Consider the following 16,276-nt stretch of genomic DNA (forward strand, 5'->3'; position numbering starts at 1 on the left):
GAGGGGGAACGGTGCGACTGACGCTACCAACAGTCGCCCATTGAAATGCAAGGTGTTCGTAGCTAATCGGCGCGCCCACGCGCCAGCCACAGCACGCGGGAAAACATTTTCTTCAGCAGCGTGGGGACGGCCTCGATTCCTCGCCGCCCGGCCTCCATCGCCACCTCTATCGCCAGGTCGGGTTTAGATGAGCGGTGAATCGCTTTGGTAATCACCCGACGCATGTTCATCGGAATATTATCCGGGATCTGCGCGACCCGATGGTAAACATCGTCAAACCCCTGGCGATACATGAAGTGTTCCATGTCCATCGCCGGCAGCGTGGTTAAATGCACGCGCTCAAGCTCCTGATCGTTATTCAGCAACCCACGCACGGTGGCGGCGTATTTTTTCCCGGCTTCATCGCCGTCTACCAGCACATGCCATTCAATCCCCATCCGGCGGGCAAACCTAATCAGCGGCTTGAGTCCGGATTGAGCAAATTCGATCACCTTCACCCCCTCGGCGTCAAAATGGTGCCCGCACTGGCGCGCCAGTTCGTTAATCACCCAGGTTTCGGTTTCACCTTCCACCAGTAGCCAACAACGGGCAAACAGCGATGACGCGCGGTTGAAGCGAATATGAAAAGCGATGCGGCGACTATCTTCCGCATTCATGCCGCCGGGGCCGAGCCGCCACGCCGAGACGCGTGACGATTCACGCACCAGCCGACACACCTGCTCAACCGGCGTCAGCGACAGCAGCTCGCCGGAATTGGTGGTGGTGACTCGCTGCAGCGGCAGTAAATTAAGTAAATGCCAGGCAACGGAAAGCATGATCGGATGCAGACGAGTTTCCGGGTCTTCAATCAGCAGCAGCGGCCGCGCATCGCGATCGAGCCGGATCGTGCCTTTTGCCTGCAGCAAAGTGGAAAATAGCCCAAGCAGGATCACCCGGTGGCTGCGGCCGCCCGGTTTATCGATCATCCGGTTGATAATATCGAGGTAACGCCAGCTACGCTGTTCGTCATGTGAGCGTCGGCGCATCAGGCGATTACGGCTTTGCGCGCTGCTTTGCTCGGCAAAATAATGCTCAAGCAGTTGCACCATCGCCGAGAGCCCTTCACGGATTTGCCCGTCGGTCAGGTTTTGCGGATGGTTAACCAGCTCGCGGGAGAGAAAATCCAGCTGCCGGGCGGTGATCTCAATTTGCGGCGAATGCGGCACGGTGTCATTGTGGATTCGACGCATAAAACGGGCGTCGCGCAAACGCAACACCGGCATTAAGCGCACCAGATGACGCGCCAGTTCGTCGATATCATCAATATCCAGCGCCTCTCCTTCGCTGTTAATAAAGCTGCGTAAGGTCATCACACTACCGTCGTCGGCCAGCTCACCCTCAAGACGATAGAAAATACGCTGGTAGTCGTCTTCACACGGCACCCAGCAGTCGCTGAGCGGACGGAAGCGCCGTACCCGATGGCGACCGGGCTCATTCTCGCGAAAGGTTAAAATGATATGCAGATGGTGTTCGCGCCCCTGAACATCGCCGGGGGGAAACCAGAAGTCATCGCGGACGAAATGGTACAGATCAAATTCTGGCGATAAAAGCAGCGTCAGGGCATCCAGCAAGCTGGATTTGCCCCAGGCGTTTTCACCGATCAGGACATTATTTTGCTCCAGCATCAACGATAAACGATTGATACCGCGAAATCCGACGATCTCTACACGCTCAAGCTGCATATCCCCTCCGCCTGGTGCAACATTCTCCTTCAGTAATCAGCAGTATAGCGAGAGAGGGGCAACATGGCATCCTTTGCGCACGGAGTGAACAATGACGTGCTGATACTTCAGGCTTTGCAAGGTTACGGCTCTTGATTTCATACAATTAATAAAATAATCCATCGACCTGAGTAGTTTATTTTTCACCGTTGTGTTCTACACTTGCATAATTCATGCATGGTGAAAGGAAAATCATCTCATTGCCCTGAGTAAAATTACATCAATTTATTTAGCTTGTACGAGGGTGGCGTTCGTCCCTGAAATAGCGACGCTTTATTTTTATCGTCATCCTTTGCGTCGATAAATAAAGACCGGCACGTAATGACGTGTTCGTTTACATTATTATTTGAGGTGGTTATGTTCAGAAAATTAGCAGCAGAGTGCTTTGGCACATTCTGGCTCGTATTCGGCGGCTGCGGTAGCGCAGTGCTGGCCGCGGCTTTCCCGGAACTGGGAATTGGTTTCGCCGGCGTGGCATTAGCCTTCGGCTTAACCGTATTAACTATGGCCTTCGCCGTGGGTCATATTTCCGGTGGTCACTTTAACCCGGCAGTGACTTTAGGTCTGTGGGCGGGCGGCCGTTTCCCGGCTAAAGACGTCATTGGTTATATTATCGCCCAGGTTGTCGGCGGTATTATCGCTGCTGCGGTATTGTACGTGGTCGCCAGCGGTAAAGCAGGTTTCGACGCGGCGGCAAGCGGCTTCGCTTCTAACGGTTTCGGCGAACACTCCCCGGGCGGCTACTCCATGCTGTCGGCTATCGTTATCGAAATCGTGCTGACCTGCGGCTTCCTGCTGGTTATCCACGGCGCGACCGATAAAAACGCCCCGGCTGGCTTTGCGCCGATCGCTATCGGTCTGGCGCTGACCCTGATCCACCTGATCAGCATTCCGGTCACCAACACCTCCGTTAACCCGGCGCGTAGCACCGCAGTTGCTATCTTCCAGGGAGGCTGGGCGCTGCAGCAGCTGTGGCTGTTCTGGGTGATGCCGATCATTGGCGGTATCCTCGGCGGCGTGCTATATCGCACCCTGCTGGAAAAACGCGACTAATAGCGCAACAGAAGCCCGGCGACGCCGGGCTTTTTCTTTTTGGCGACAGCTTTACTCGGCCCGACGAATTGGGTAGTGTCATTGGCGCTATTCTTAATTTGCAAGGACCTTGCCGTTCATGTTTTCGGGATTATTAATCATTCTGCTGCCGTTGATTGTCGGCTATCTGATTCCTCTGCGTCATCCTTCCGCACTTAAACTGATTACCCGGCTGCTTAGCTGGATTGTTTATGTGATCCTCTTTTTCATGGGGATTAGCCTCGCCTTCCTCGATAACCTCAGCAGCAATCTGTTATCGATATTGCATTACTCTGTGGTGAGCATTGTGGTGATTATCCTGTGCAATATTGCGGCATTACTTTGGCTGGACAAAAAAATGCCATGGCGCGTCAAACATCGGCCGGAAAAATTACCTTCACGTCTGGCCATGGCCCTGGAGTCTTTGCAGCTACTTGGCGTTGTGCTAATTGGTTTCCTGCTGGGTTTAAGCGGCCTCTCCTTTTTGCAGCACGCGACTGAAGCCAGCGAATATACTTTAATCTTCCTGTTGTTCCTTATTGGTATTCAGTTGCGCAATAATGGAATGACATTACGGCAGATCGTACTGAATCGCCGCGGAATGATTGTCGCGGTAGTCGTTGCCGCCAGCTCATTATTCGGCGGGGTGATTAATGCCCTTATTCTCGGCCTGCCAATTAAAACCGGCCTGGCGATGGCTTCCGGGTTTGGCTGGTACTCCCTTTCCGGGATCCTGATGACCGAATCTTATGGCCCGGTGATTGGCAGCGCGACGTTCTTTAACGATCTCGCCCGAGAGCTACTGGCCATCATGCTCATCCCCGGCATGGTATTGCGTAGCCGCTCTACCGCTCTTGGGCTGTGCGGCGCCACCTCCATGGATTTTACCCTACCGGTGCTACAACGTTCCGGCGGCGTAGAAATCGTTCCGGCGGCTATCGTACACGGTTTTATTCTGAGCCTGCTGGTGCCGGTTCTGATGGCGTTCTTCTCCGCCTGATCACCCTGTGGCGGTAGACCTCTACCGCCAAAATTGCGCTAAATCAATCTCCCTTCAAGTTGTATTAGAAATCCCTTTTCTCCATGTAAGCACAAGCATAACCTTAAACATGTATCTTAAATATAACTTTAAAAGGTGTGACCATGTTTTGTGTGCAATGTGAACAAACCATCCGTACCCCGGCAGGGAACGGCTGCTCTTACGCGCAGGGTATGTGCGGTAAAACAGCTGAAACCTCCGATCTGCAGGATCTGCTGATTGCTTCGCTACAAGGTCTGTCTGCATGGGCCGTTAAGGCGCGTGAATACGGCATCATCAATCATGACGTCGATAATTTCGCACCGCGGGCGTTCTTCTCTACCCTGACTAACGTCAACTTCGACTCTCCGCGTATCGTCGGCTACGCCCGTCAGGCGATCGCGATGCGCGACGCGCTGAAAGCACAGTGCCTGAACATCAATGCCAGCGCTTCAGTCGATAGCCCGGTTGCCAATCTGCAACTGGTCAGCGATGACCTGGGCGACCTGCAGCGTCAAGCGGCGGAATATACCCCGAATAAAGACAAAGCAGCGATCGGCGAGAACATTCTCGGCCTGCGTCTGCTGTGCCTGTACGGTCTGAAAGGCGCCGCGGCCTATATGGAACACGCGCACGTGCTCGGCCAGTACGATAACGATATTTATGCTCAGTACCACAAAATCATGGCGTGGCTGGGTACCTGGCCTTCCGATATGAACGCTCTGCTGGAGTGCTCGATGGAAATCGGCCAGATGAACTTCAAAGTGATGAGCATCCTCGACGCCGGTGAAACCACCAAATACGGCCACCCAACGCCGACTCAGGTCAACGTCAAAGCCACCGAAGGTAAGTGCATCCTGATCTCCGGTCACGATCTGAAAGATCTGTATAACCTGCTGGAACAAACCGAAGGCACCGGCGTTAACGTCTATACCCACGGTGAAATGCTGCCAGCACACGGCTACCCGGAGCTGCGTAAATTCAAACATCTGATCGGTAACTACGGCAGCGGCTGGCAGAATCAGCAGGTTGAATTCGCTCGCTTCCCGGGCCCCATCGTGATGACCTCTAACTGCATCATCGACCCGACCGTCGGCGCTTACGACGACCGTATCTGGACCCGCAGCATCGTCGGTTGGCCGGGCGTAAACCATCTGGAAGGCGAAGACTTCACGCCGGTTATCGCCCAGGCGCAGCAGATGGCTGGCTTCCCGTACAGCGAAATCCCGCATCTGATCACCGTTGGTTTCGGTCGCCAGACGCTGCTGGGCGCGGCTGATACGCTGATTGATCTGGTCAGCCGTGAAAAACTGCGTCACATCTTCCTCGTCGGCGGCTGTGACGGTGCGCGCGGCGAACGTAACTACTTCACTGATTTCGCCACCAGCGTTCCCGATGACTGCCTGATCCTGACTCTGGCCTGCGGTAAATATCGCTTCAACAAACTGGAGTTCGGCGATATCGAAGGCCTGCCGCGTCTGGTCGATGCCGGTCAGTGTAACGATGCATACTCAGCCATCATCCTCGCAGTAACGCTGGCGGAAAAACTGGGTTGCGGCGTCAACGACCTGCCGCTGTCGCTGGTGCTATCCTGGTTCGAACAAAAAGCGATCGTGATTCTGCTGACCCTGCTGTCACTGGGCGTAAAAAACATCGTCACCGGCCCGACCGCGCCTGGCTTCTTCACCCCGGATCTGCTGGCTATCCTCAACGAGAAGTTTGGTCTGCGTTCCGTGACCACCGTTGAACAAGATATGCAGCAGTTGCTGAGCGCGTAAGGAGTATCAGAATGACAATGCCAACCCATCAGTGCCCGTGGCGGATGCAGGTTCATCACATTCACCAGGAAACGCCGGACGTGTGGACAATTTCGTTGCTGTGCCACGACTACTATCCCTATCACGCCGGGCAGTACGCACTGGTAAGCGTGCGCAATTCGGCGGATACGCTGCGCGCCTACACCCTTTCATCTACGCCGGGGGTAAGCGAGTACATTACGCTGACCGTCCGTCGTATTGATGATGGCGCAGGTTCGCAGTGGCTAACCCACGACGTCAAACGCGGCGACTATATCTGGCTGTCCGATGCGATGGGCGAGTTTACCTGCGAAGATAAACCAACCGATCGTTTTCTGATGCTGGCCGCCGGCTGCGGCGTGACGCCGATTATGTCGATGCGCCGCTGGTTGGCGAAGTACCGTCCACAGGCGGATGTGCAGGTTATCTTTAACGTTCGTTCGCCGAAAGATGTGATATTTGCCGAAGAGTGGCGCCAGTATCCGGTCACCCTGGTCGCGGAAAACGACGCAACGCCAGGCTTCGTCGCCGGTCGCCTGACCCGCGAGCTGCTGCAAAGCGTACCGGATTTAGCGAGCCGTACCGTGATGACCTGCGGTCCGGCGCCTTATATGGAGCAGGTCGAGCAGGACGTTGCCGCGCTGGGCGTGACTCGCTTCTTTAAAGAGAAGTTCTTTACCCCGGTCGCCGAAGCCGCCACCAGTGGGCTGAAGTTCACTAAACTGCAACCGACAAAAACGTTTTACGCGCCGGTCGGCACCACCCTGCTTGAAGCGCTGGAAAGCAATAAGGTACCGGTGACTGTCGCCTGCCGCGCTGGTGTTTGCGGTTGCTGCAAAACCAAAGTGGTTTCCGGCGAGTACAGCGTCACCAGCACCATGACGCTAACCGATGCCGAAATTGCCGACGGTTATGTGCTGGCCTGTTCTTGTCACCCGCAGGGCGATCTGGTGCTCGCCTGACGTTAAAATGCCGGATGACGCTACGCTCATCCGGCACTTTTTTATCGCCAGGCCGACTGACCGGCCAGCGAGTAACGCCCCGAGCCGAGTAGCGCAATCGCCAGCGCGCCGATAAAGAAATAGACCAGGCTTTCAATCGCCCATGCCCCCACGGCATCAAGCGCGAAGGTATTTCCGGTCCCGACCATCAGCCAGGCCACCACCATGGTAAACGCCAGCACCAGCGCCGCCGGACGCGTCAGAACACCAAGAATGAGCAGGCAAGGCGCGACGACTTCGCCCACCAACACGCCATAGGCGATAAACCCCGGCAGCCCTTTCGCCGCCAGCATACCGCTAATGCCCTCCACGCCGCCAATCAGCTTGTGCAGGCCGTGAAACAGCATTAAGCCGCCGACGGCAAGTCGTAACAAGAGTTTGCCAACATCTTCATGCGATAACGTTTTATTTACCGCATTTAACAATCCTTTAACCATTTGATGTTCTTCCTGTTTTACACCCTGTGTACTCACAGAGTATGCGCAATATTCCAGCAATAAAACCAGCGAAAAATAAGGGGCTACCGGCAGCGTAACCTTCAGTTTCATCTAAGCTTGAAAGCGTTATCACAAAAAGGAGATGGAAAACCATGAAACAGACCGTGGCGTCATACATTGCAAAAACCCTTGAACAGGCTGGCGTGAAGCGCATTTGGGGGGTAACCGGGGATTCTCTCAACGGATTGAGCGACAGTTTAAACCGCATGGGCACCATCGAGTGGATGCCGACCCGGCACGAAGAAGTCGCCGCCTTTGCCGCTGGCGCAGAAGCGCAGCTGACCGGCGAACTGGCGGTCTGTGCCGGTTCCTGCGGGCCAGGCAACCTTCATTTGATTAACGGTCTGTTTGATTGCCATCGTAACCATGTACCGGTGCTGGCCATTGCCGCGCATATTCCATCGAGTGAAATCGGCAGCGGTTATTTCCAGGAAACCCATCCGCAGGAACTGTTCCGCGAATGCAGCCACTACTGCGAGCTGGTCTCAACCCCGGAGCAAATTCCGCAGGTACTGGCCATCGCGATGCGCAAGGCGGTCATTAACCGCGGCGTTTCAGTGGTAGTGCTGCCCGGCGACGTGGCGCTGAAAGCGGCGCCGGAGAGCGCCAGCAGCCACTGGTACCATGCGCCGCTGCCAACGGTCACCCCGGCGGACGAAGAACTGCACAAGCTGGCCCAGCTTATCCGTTACTCAAATAACATCGCTCTGATGTGCGGCAGCGGCTGCGCCGGCGCGCACCAGGAGCTGGTAGAGTTCGCCGCGAAAATTAAAGCGCCTATCGTCCACGCCCTGCGCGGCAAAGAGCACGTCGAATACGATAACCCATACGATGTCGGCATGACCGGCCTGATCGGTTTTTCCTCCGGCTTCCACACCATGATGAATGCCGACACCCTGATCCTGCTCGGCACCCAATTCCCCTATCGCGCGTTTTATCCAACCGATGCCAAAATTATCCAGATCGACATCAACCCCGGCAGCATCGGCGCGCACAGTAAGGTCGATATGGCGCTGGTGGGCGATATCAAATCGACGCTGAAAGCGCTGTTGCCGCTGCTGGAAGAAAAAACCGATCGCCGCTTCCTTGATAAGGCGCTGGAGCACTATCGCGAAGCGCGTAAAGGGCTGGACGATCTCGCCAAACCCAGCGACAAAGCGCTCCATCCACAGTACCTGGCGCAGCAGATTAGCCGTTTTGCCGACGACGACGCGATTTTTACCTGCGACGTCGGTACGCCAACCGTCTGGGCTGCGCGGTATCTACAGATGAACGGCAAGCGCCGCCTGTTGGGCTCGTTTAACCACGGTTCAATGGCCAACGCCATGCCGCAGGCCATCGGCGCCAAAGCGACCGCGCCGCAGCGGCAGGTTATCGCCATGTGCGGCGATGGCGGTTTCAGCATGCTGATGGGCGATTTTTTGTCATTGGCGCAGATGAATCTACCGGTCAAAATCATCATCTTTAACAACAGCATTCTTGGTTTCGTGGCGATGGAAATGAAAGCTGGCGGTTATCTGACCGACGGTACCGAACTGCACGATACCAACTTCGCCCGTATTGCCGAAGCTTGCGGAATTAAAGGGATCCGCGTCGAGAAGGCCTCTGAGGTCGATGAGGCGCTACAAACCGCCTTTAGCACCGATGGCCCGGTTCTGGTCGATGTGGTTGTCGCGAAAGAAGAGCTGGCGATCCCGCCGCAGATTAAACTCGAGCAGGCCAAAGGATTTAGCCTGTATATGTTGCGCGCGATCATCAGCGGACGCGGCGATGAAGTCATTGAGCTAGCGAAAACGAACTGGCTCAGGTAAAACAATGCTATCACCCTGAATAAGAACAAGGATATGCCGTGATAGATCTCCGTAGTGATACCGTAACTCGTCCTGGGCGCGCCATGCTGGAGGCCATGATGGCCGCCCCGGTCGGGGACGACGTTTATGGCGACGACCCTACCGTCAATGAACTTCAGCGTTATGCCGCCGAGCTTGCCGGCAAAGAGGCGGCGCTGTTCCTGCCTACCGGTACGCAGGCCAACCTTGTCGGCCTACTTAGCCACTGCCAGCGCGGCGAAGAGTATATCGTCGGCCAGGGCGCGCATAATTATCTGTATGAAGCCGGTGGCGCGGCGGTACTGGGCAGCATTCAACCACAGCCGATCGATGCCGCGGCTGACGGCTCGCTGCCGCTGGATAAAGTCGCGGCAAAAATTAAACCCGACGATATCCATTTCGCCCCGACCCGCCTGCTAAGCCTGGAAAATACCCACAACGGCAAAGTGCTGCCGCGCGACTACCTGAAAGACGCCTGGGAGTTTACCCGCCAGCGTAATCTGGCGCTGCATGTCGACGGCGCGCGCATTTTTAACGCCGTGGTGGCTTACGGCTGTGAGCTGCGTGATATCGCGCAATACTGTGATTCGTTCACCATTTGCCTGTCAAAAGGGCTCGGCACGCCGGTCGGTTCCCTGCTGCTTGGCAGCGAAGCGTACATTCGTCGCGCCATCCGCTGGCGTAAAATGGTCGGCGGCGGCATGCGCCAGGCGGGTATTCTGGCGGCCGCCGGTCTGTATGCGCTGCAAAATAACGTCTCGCGTCTGCAAGAGGATCACGACAACGCCGCGTGGATGGCGGAACAGCTGCGCGCCGTCGGCGCCGACGTGATGCGCCACGACACCAACATGCTGTTCGTGCGCGTCGGTGAAGAGCAGGCTCGCGCGCTGGGCGAATTTATGCAGGCTCGCGGCGTGTTAATTAACGCCTCGCCTGTCGTACGTCTGGTCACGCACCTCGACGTTAACCGCCAGCAGTTGGCTGAGGTCGTCGGTCACTGGCAAGCCTTTTTACAGCGCTAAGGAGTCAGGCGTGTCGCAACCTATTCTGGTGCTCGGCGCCAGCGGCTATATTGGCCAGCATCTGGTGCGCGAATTAAGCGCGCAAGGTTATCCGGTGTTGGCGGCGGCACGCCATATCGACAGACTGCAAAAGCTCGAACTCCCGGGCGTCGTCTGTCAGTCTATCGATCTCAACCAGCCGCAGGCTTTACCTGCGCTGCTTTCCGGGATCGATACCCTTTACTATTTGGTGCACGCGATGGGCGAAGGCGGCGATTTTATCGCCCATGAACGCCGGGTCGCACTCAACGTGCGCGATGCTTTACGCCAGACGCCGGTGCGCCAGGTGATATTTCTTAGCTCGCTGCAGGTCCCGGCGCAGGAGCAATCAGACCATTTGCGCGCCCGCCAGGTGACTGCCGATCTCCTGCGCGAGTCCGGCGTACCGGTTACCGAACTGCGCGCAGGAATTATCGTCGGCGCGGGGTCCGCCGCTTTTGAAGTGATGCGCGATATGGTTTATAACCTGCCGGTGCTGACGCCGCCGCGTTGGGTACGTTCGCGCACCACGCCTATCGCGCTGGAAAACCTGTTGCATTATCTCGTGGAGTTGCTTAATCATCCGTCCCGCGAGCACCGCGTTTTTGAGGCTGCCGGTCCGGATATTCTGAGCTACCAGCAGCAGTTTACCCATTTTATGGCCGTCAGCGGCAAACATCGTTTACTGATCCCTATCCCCTTCCCTACCCGCTGGATTTCTGTGTGGTTCCTTAATGTGATCACCTCGGTACCGCCAACCATCGCCAAGGCGCTGATTCAGGGGTTGAAGCACGATCTGATCGCCGACGATCGTTCGCTGCGCGCGCTGATCCCGCAAACATTGATTCCATTCGATCAGGCGGTCCGCCGTACCCTGAAAGAGGAAGAACAACTGGTGAATTCCAGCGACTGGGGCTACGACGCTCAGGCCTTCGCCCGCTGGCGGCCGGAGTATGGCTACTATCCGAAACAGGCCGGTTGCGCCGTCAGTACTCAGGCAAGCCGCAAGGCGCTGTGGCAAGTGGTTAACCGCATCGGCGGCAAAGAGGGTTACTTCTTCGGCAATATCCTGTGGAAAATCCGCGGCGCCATGGATTTGCTGGTCGGCCATCGTTTAGCCAAAGGACGGCCGCAGCATGACTATCTGCAAACCGGCGATACGGTCGACAGTTGGAAGGTCATTATCGTCGAAGAAGAAAAGCAGTTAACCTTACTGTTCGGCATGAAAGCGCCGGGCCTTGGCCGTTTAAGCTTCACGATTAGCGATAAAGGCGATCGCCGCGAACTTGACGTTCGCGCCTGGTGGCATCCGCACGGTATGCCAGGCCTGTTCTACTGGCTGCTGATGATCCCGGCGCATCTGTTTATTTTTCGCGGCATGGCGCGGCGTATCGTTCGCCTTGCTGAGCAAATCACAGGCAAAAACGAAGATTAAGCGTTATTCTTTCATGATTCTCATTGCATAGTCGGGAGAATCACGGAAAAATGCGCACGAAATTCTTTTCTGGAACAGTAGAGTGATATGAAGGTACTGGTTACCGGTGCGACCAGCGGATTAGGCCGTAATGCGGTGGAATATCTGCGTAATAAGGGCATCAGCGTGAGGGCGACCGGGCGCAACGAAGCAATGGGTAAGCTTCTGAGCAAAATGGGCGCGGAGTTCATCCCTGCAGACTTAACCGAACTGGTCTCTTCGCAGGCTAAAGTCATGCTCGCCGGTATCGACACCCTGTGGCACTGTTCCAGCTTTACCTCACCGTGGGGCACCCAGCAGGCCTTCGATTTAGCTAACGTCCGGGCGACTCGTCGTCTCGGCGAATGGTCGGTGGCCTGGGGCGTGCGCAATTTCGTCCATATCTCTTCACCTTCGCTCTATTTCGATTATCACCATCATCGCGATATTCAGGAAGATTTCCGCCCACACCGCTTCGCCAATGAATTCGCGCGCAGCAAGGCGGCCAGCGAAGAGGTCATCAACCTGCTGGCGCAGGCTAACCCGCACACCCGTTTTACCATTCTGCGCCCGCAGAGCCTGTTTGGGCCGCACGACAAAGTCTTTATTCCGCGGATGGTGCAGATGATGCGTCATTACGGTAGCGTGCTGTTGCCGCGCGGCGGTAATGCGCTGGTGGATATGACCTATTACGAGAACGCGGTACATGCGATGTGGCTGGCGAGCCAGCCGCAATGCGACCATCTACCGTCGGCGCGGGCGTGGAATATCACCAATGGCGAGCCGCGGACGCTGCGCAGCATCGTGCAGAAGCTTATCGACGATTTAGGCATCAAGTGTCGAATCCGCTCAGTTCCCTACCCGATGCTGGATATTATCGCCCGCAGCATGGAACATTTCGGCAATAAATCGGCAAAAGAACCGGCCTTTACCCATTACGGCGTGTCGAAGCTGAACTTTGACTTTACCCTCGATATCACTCGCGCTCAGCAGGAGCTTGGCTACCAGCCGATTGTCACCCTGGATGAAGGCGTTTCGCGTACTGCCGCGTGGTTAAAAGACCACGGCAAACTGCACGATTAAGCGACTTTGCACAGGACAGCCGCCGCCGGGCCGCTGTCCTGAATACACGCCTTTTTCCGTTTCACCCCTGTCCATATTTTTCCAGCAACGCCTCGGCGATCGCCTGCGTTTGCGCATCGGCTACGCCGTCCCAACGCGCTGGCCTGAAGTGCATCTGGAAAACCATAATCACCCGTTTTTGCTGCGCTGGCGTCATCTCCGGCGTGACCTGATAGCCGTAGCGCGACAGCAGGTCCAGCAGTTCGCCGCTATCAACCGGCTGCCAGCCAGGGCGGCCCTGTAAATAAAAGGCGACTCGCGCATCATCCGGCCAGGCGCCGATCCCCTGCTGCGCCAGCGCCTGCCACGGGAACAACGGCCCCGGGTCGTCCTTGCGCTGTGGTGCGATATCGGCATGGGCGACAACGTTTTGCGGCTGGATGTGATAGCGGGCGATGATATCTTTCGCCAGTGGAATAAGCGCGTCAATCTGCGCTGGATTGAATGGGGTAAAACTTTTCGTCCCTGCGGTTTTTTGCCAGCCGCGGTTTTCAAGTTCAATACCGATCGAGGTGTCGTTGATACGCGTGCTGCCGCGCCAGAAGCTGATGCCAGCATGCCAGGCCAGATCGTCTTCCGGCACCAGTTGCCAGATCCGCGGTTTGCCATGATGCAGCGGCGGTTGCGCCGGGATTAAATAGTGCGAGCTCACTTCTTTATCGGTCAGAGTCGCCAGCGAGACATCGAAATTATCGGCGGTATAGTGGATAACCAGAACTTTAATACGCGGATAGGCCGCCTGCGCCGGATGACGCGTATCCAGTTGATAGCCTTTTTTATCGATAATGCCCTGCTCCGGCGCGCACCCTGTCAGCAACAGAGCGACAAGCGTAATTTGAACAATCCGTTTTCCTAATAAGACCATCGATTACGTCCTTCCCTCTTGGCTTTATACAACGCCGCATCCGCTTGCGCGATTAATTCTGAAGCCGGAACGCGCCCATCCGAGGCGACAATCCCCATACTGACAGTGACCAGTGGCCCAACATCCGATTGGGCATGCGGCAGCGCCGCTTCGTTAATCTTTTTCTGGATCCGTTGCGCCACCGCGGTGGCGTTTTCTAACGACTGTAGCGGTAAGACAATCACAAACTCCTCGCCGCCATAGCGCGCGACCATATCGTCCTGCGCGCGAACCGACCTCTTCAGCAGCGATGCGATACGAGCGAGGCAATCATCTCCGGCCTGATGGCCGTAATGATCGTTATAGCGTTTAAAGAAATCGACATCGAGAATAATCAGCGCGAGTCGCTCTTTGCTCGCCCAGGCCTGAGCTAAAAAGTTGTCCAGCGCGCGGCGATTCGCCGTCGCGGTCAAGGCATCCTGATTAGCCATACTTTCCAGGCGGTTAATAAGCTGCATATTTTCCTGGTGGGTTCTCCAGGCCTCATCATACCAGCGCTGTAATATCTGACGACCGTACACCATGATGGCGGTGAATATTCCCCAGAGGATCAGGAAGCGTAAATCGACGCCATGGTGAATTTGTACGCCAGCCAGTAGCGAAGTGATCCACAGCGGTAAAATGTAAACGGCAATTCCCGTCGGAAAATAATACAGCGCGGCAAGACCGGTGGTCATTAAAACAACCAACAGCGGCCAGGCAAACGGCAGCGACCAGAAAAGTACGAAGCAGTAACTGCTGAAGGACCAACATAAGCTGAGGATCAACAGAATAGCGGTAATCACTTTTTTAGCATAAATACCGCTTAAAATTCTGCCGGAGATAACCATAACGCTGAGCGCCAGAGAAAAAAAGATAATTGCGCCAAGCGCGATCTCCATCCAGGGAACAATCTGGTCGCTAATTAACGATTGCTGATCAAATTCGGTAAAGAGAACATTGCGAAAGACAATCATTAAGGCAAAGGAGATATTGACGAACGCCAGCCACGGCATGCTACGCGAAAGCGCATGTTTTTGGACATTTTCGCGATTGGCCCAAAGCATTGCACGATCCTTGCGCGGATTAAGCCGTTCATCTGTCAACATACCTGCTCCTTTCCTTCTTCCGGACCATCGTTTAAGCCCATATAACCAACCGGGTAACATCACTCCCTTATGATAAGCCATGATCCAGGGTATGTCTGTGAGCATTGGCCCCTGACGCTTATAGAAGCTTTATCGCCGTCAGGTGATAAAGCTTCTTATCTGATTATTCTGCGAACATTTAATTTTATACTGTTTTGCCATTTTCCCCTCTGAGAGAGTAATACTAAATACGCGTCACTATCAGCGCGTTAATTCGAATAACATTAAATAAAATCGTTAACGCACTCCGTTTTCGGACTCTCAATACTTCTCTCTCCGTCGATTATCAGCATAAACTCAACGCTAAAGCAGATAAGTCAATTATACTTTTTTGACATAAAAACAGACTCGTGCGTTAAATTACCGCAGGTGGCAAATGAAAAAAATCGTATTACTTATCTCTGGAATGCTGTGCTCTGGCCTCTCGCACGCCAGCGCGCTCTATTTTTATGAAATGGGCACCGAAGATGTCGGTCTGGCAGGCGCGGGGCAAGCGGCGCGCGCGCAGGACGCTTCGACCATCGTCACCAACCCGGCAGGGATGACTCGCCTTCCGGACCATATGTTTACCGGCGGCGCGCAGGTCATGGGCGGCGACATCTCCTATCAGATGAAAAATGACAACGGCGGCAATAGCCCCGGCAACGTCATGAATCTGTTCCCTAACGCCAGCGGATTTTACGCGCAGAAAATCAATGACGATTTGTATGCCGGGATTGGCTTATACGGTAACTACGGTTTAGGCATCGATTTTGGCAACTGGGCCGGCGACCGACTGATCAAAAAAAGCACCATGGTCGCGATGACGCTGAGCCCGTCTCTGGCATGGAAGCTTAACGATCGACTCTCCATCGGCGCCTCCGCCAACCTGAACTATGGTTATCTGTCGCTGACGCGTAACGTCGACGGTAGCGATGAGCAAGATAAAGACCATGACTGGGCGATGAGCTACCGTCTGGGCCTGCTGATGCAGCTGACGGAACAAACCCGCGTCGGGATGACCTGGAATAGCAAAACCGACTACGACTTCAACGTTAAGGGTCAAGCGCGTTTCCCAAATTTACCGAACGTCTCATATGAGTTACCAATTTCCGCTCAGGTCCGCGCGCCACAGCAGATTATGCTCAGTATGGTGCATGACATTAATACCCAGTGGTCGGTGATGGGCGATCTCGGCTGGCAGGACTGGAGCCAGTTCGGTAGCCCGCAAATCACCGTCGTCGGCCGCGAAAGTCACAAAGACAACCGGCTGAAAGACTCCTGGCACACCGCCGTCGGCGTGCAGTACCGGCCGACCAGACAGTGGCGTCTGAACGCCGGGGTTGGCTTCGACAGCTCAGTTTATGATTCGCAAAGCGACACCGCGCTTTCGCTGCCGACCGGCGATGAATGGCGCTTCGCGACCGGCGCACAGTATCAGGTCACTCCAGCCAGCAATATCGGCGTCGCCGTGTCGTACCTGCACATGCAGTCTTCACACGTCAAATCTCCGCCCATTCTCGCCGGCGACTACGATCACCCTTACCTGTGGTTCGCCAGCGTCAACTACAGTTACCAGTTCTGATGCTCTCTGCCGCCCGCACGACACGTGCGGGCGGCAGAGGGGCGTTGCAACATCAAGGTCTTAGCTCTTTGCGTCAAGTACAATTGCTGCGCTA

13 protein-coding genes are annotated in these 16,276 nt (G+C 55.5%); 9 read left to right on the forward strand and 4 right to left on the reverse strand.

What is annotated here, in order from left to right; all coding sequences use genetic code 11:
• Positions 1-62 precede the first annotated feature (62 nt).
• Entirely contained in the window at positions 63-1,721 is a 1,659-nt protein-coding gene (locus tag PYR66_15590; protein ID WEF26732.1) for an ATP-dependent endonuclease, read from the reverse strand.
• A gap of 396 nt (positions 1,722-2,117) precedes the next feature.
• Between PYR66_15590 and aqpZ the strand changes: the two genes are divergently transcribed.
• The 4 genes from aqpZ (at position 2,118) to hcr (ending at position 6,607) form a co-directional block, all read left to right on the forward strand.
• Positions 2,118-2,813 carry an aquaporin Z gene (aqpZ, locus tag PYR66_15595; GenBank protein ID WEF26733.1) on the forward strand — a complete coding sequence of 232 codons (696 nt, stop codon included), beginning with the start codon at positions 2,118-2,120 and terminating at the stop codon, positions 2,811-2,813.
• Between the two features lie 118 nt (positions 2,814-2,931).
• Entirely contained in the window at positions 2,932-3,831 is a 900-nt protein-coding gene (locus PYR66_15600; GenBank protein WEF26734.1) for a lysine exporter LysO family protein, read from the forward strand.
• 143 nt (positions 3,832-3,974) lie between these two features.
• Positions 3,975-5,627, forward strand: a complete 1,653-nt coding sequence (gene hcp / locus PYR66_15605; protein WEF26735.1) for a hydroxylamine reductase — start codon at positions 3,975-3,977, stop codon at positions 5,625-5,627.
• Positions 5,628-5,638: 11 nt separating this feature from the next.
• The gene (hcr, locus tag PYR66_15610) at positions 5,639-6,607 is read left to right on the forward strand and encodes an NADH oxidoreductase (protein WEF26736.1); all 969 of its coding nucleotides are present in this window, start codon (positions 5,639-5,641) and stop codon (positions 6,605-6,607) included.
• A 41-nt stretch (positions 6,608-6,648) separates the two neighbouring features.
• On the opposite strand, the gene PYR66_15615 is transcribed toward hcr, so the two are convergent.
• On the reverse strand, positions 6,649-7,083 hold the full coding sequence (locus PYR66_15615; protein WEF26737.1) for a DoxX family protein: 435 nt from the start codon (positions 7,081-7,083) through the stop codon (positions 6,649-6,651).
• A gap of 152 nt (positions 7,084-7,235) precedes the next feature.
• Between PYR66_15615 and poxB the strand changes: the two genes are divergently transcribed.
• The 4 genes from poxB (at position 7,236) to PYR66_15635 (ending at position 12,548) form a co-directional block, all read left to right on the forward strand.
• On the forward strand, positions 7,236-8,954 hold the full coding sequence (poxB, locus tag PYR66_15620; protein ID WEF26738.1) for a ubiquinone-dependent pyruvate dehydrogenase: 1,719 nt from the start codon (positions 7,236-7,238) through the stop codon (positions 8,952-8,954).
• A gap of 38 nt (positions 8,955-8,992) precedes the next feature.
• Positions 8,993-9,994, forward strand: a complete 1,002-nt coding sequence (gene ltaE, locus PYR66_15625; GenBank protein ID WEF26739.1) for a low-specificity L-threonine aldolase — start codon at positions 8,993-8,995, stop codon at positions 9,992-9,994.
• Positions 9,995-10,004: 10 nt separating this feature from the next.
• Positions 10,005-11,447 carry a DUF2867 domain-containing protein gene (locus PYR66_15630; protein WEF26740.1) on the forward strand — a complete coding sequence of 481 codons (1,443 nt, stop codon included), beginning with the start codon at positions 10,005-10,007 and terminating at the stop codon, positions 11,445-11,447.
• Positions 11,448-11,534: 87 nt separating this feature from the next.
• Entirely contained in the window at positions 11,535-12,548 is a 1,014-nt protein-coding gene (locus PYR66_15635) for an NAD(P)-dependent oxidoreductase (GenBank protein WEF26741.1), read from the forward strand.
• Positions 12,549-12,609: 61 nt separating this feature from the next.
• Here PYR66_15635 and PYR66_15640 read toward each other — a convergent pair whose 3' ends face one another.
• Both PYR66_15640 and PYR66_15645 read right to left on the reverse strand, forming a co-directional pair.
• Positions 12,610-13,452, reverse strand: a complete 843-nt coding sequence (locus PYR66_15640) for an N-acetylmuramoyl-L-alanine amidase (GenBank protein ID WEF26742.1) — start codon at positions 13,450-13,452, stop codon at positions 12,610-12,612.
• Positions 13,440-14,579: a membrane-associated sensor domain-containing protein gene (locus tag PYR66_15645; GenBank protein ID WEF26743.1), complete on the reverse strand. Its 1,140-nt coding sequence runs from the start codon at positions 14,577-14,579 to the stop codon at positions 13,440-13,442. The genes PYR66_15640 and PYR66_15645 overlap by 13 nt, the downstream gene beginning before the upstream one ends.
• Positions 14,580-14,994: 415 nt before the next feature.
• Between PYR66_15645 and PYR66_15650 the strand changes: the two genes are divergently transcribed.
• A complete protein-coding gene (locus PYR66_15650) occupies positions 14,995-16,182 on the forward strand; it encodes an outer membrane protein transport protein (protein WEF26744.1) in 1,188 nt (395 codons plus the stop codon).
• Positions 16,183-16,276 lie beyond the last annotated feature (94 nt).

The sequence above is a fragment of the Klebsiella aerogenes genome (genome assembly GCA_029027985.1).
Taxonomy (GTDB): Bacteria; Pseudomonadota; Gammaproteobacteria; order Enterobacterales; family Enterobacteriaceae; genus Klebsiella; species Klebsiella aerogenes_A.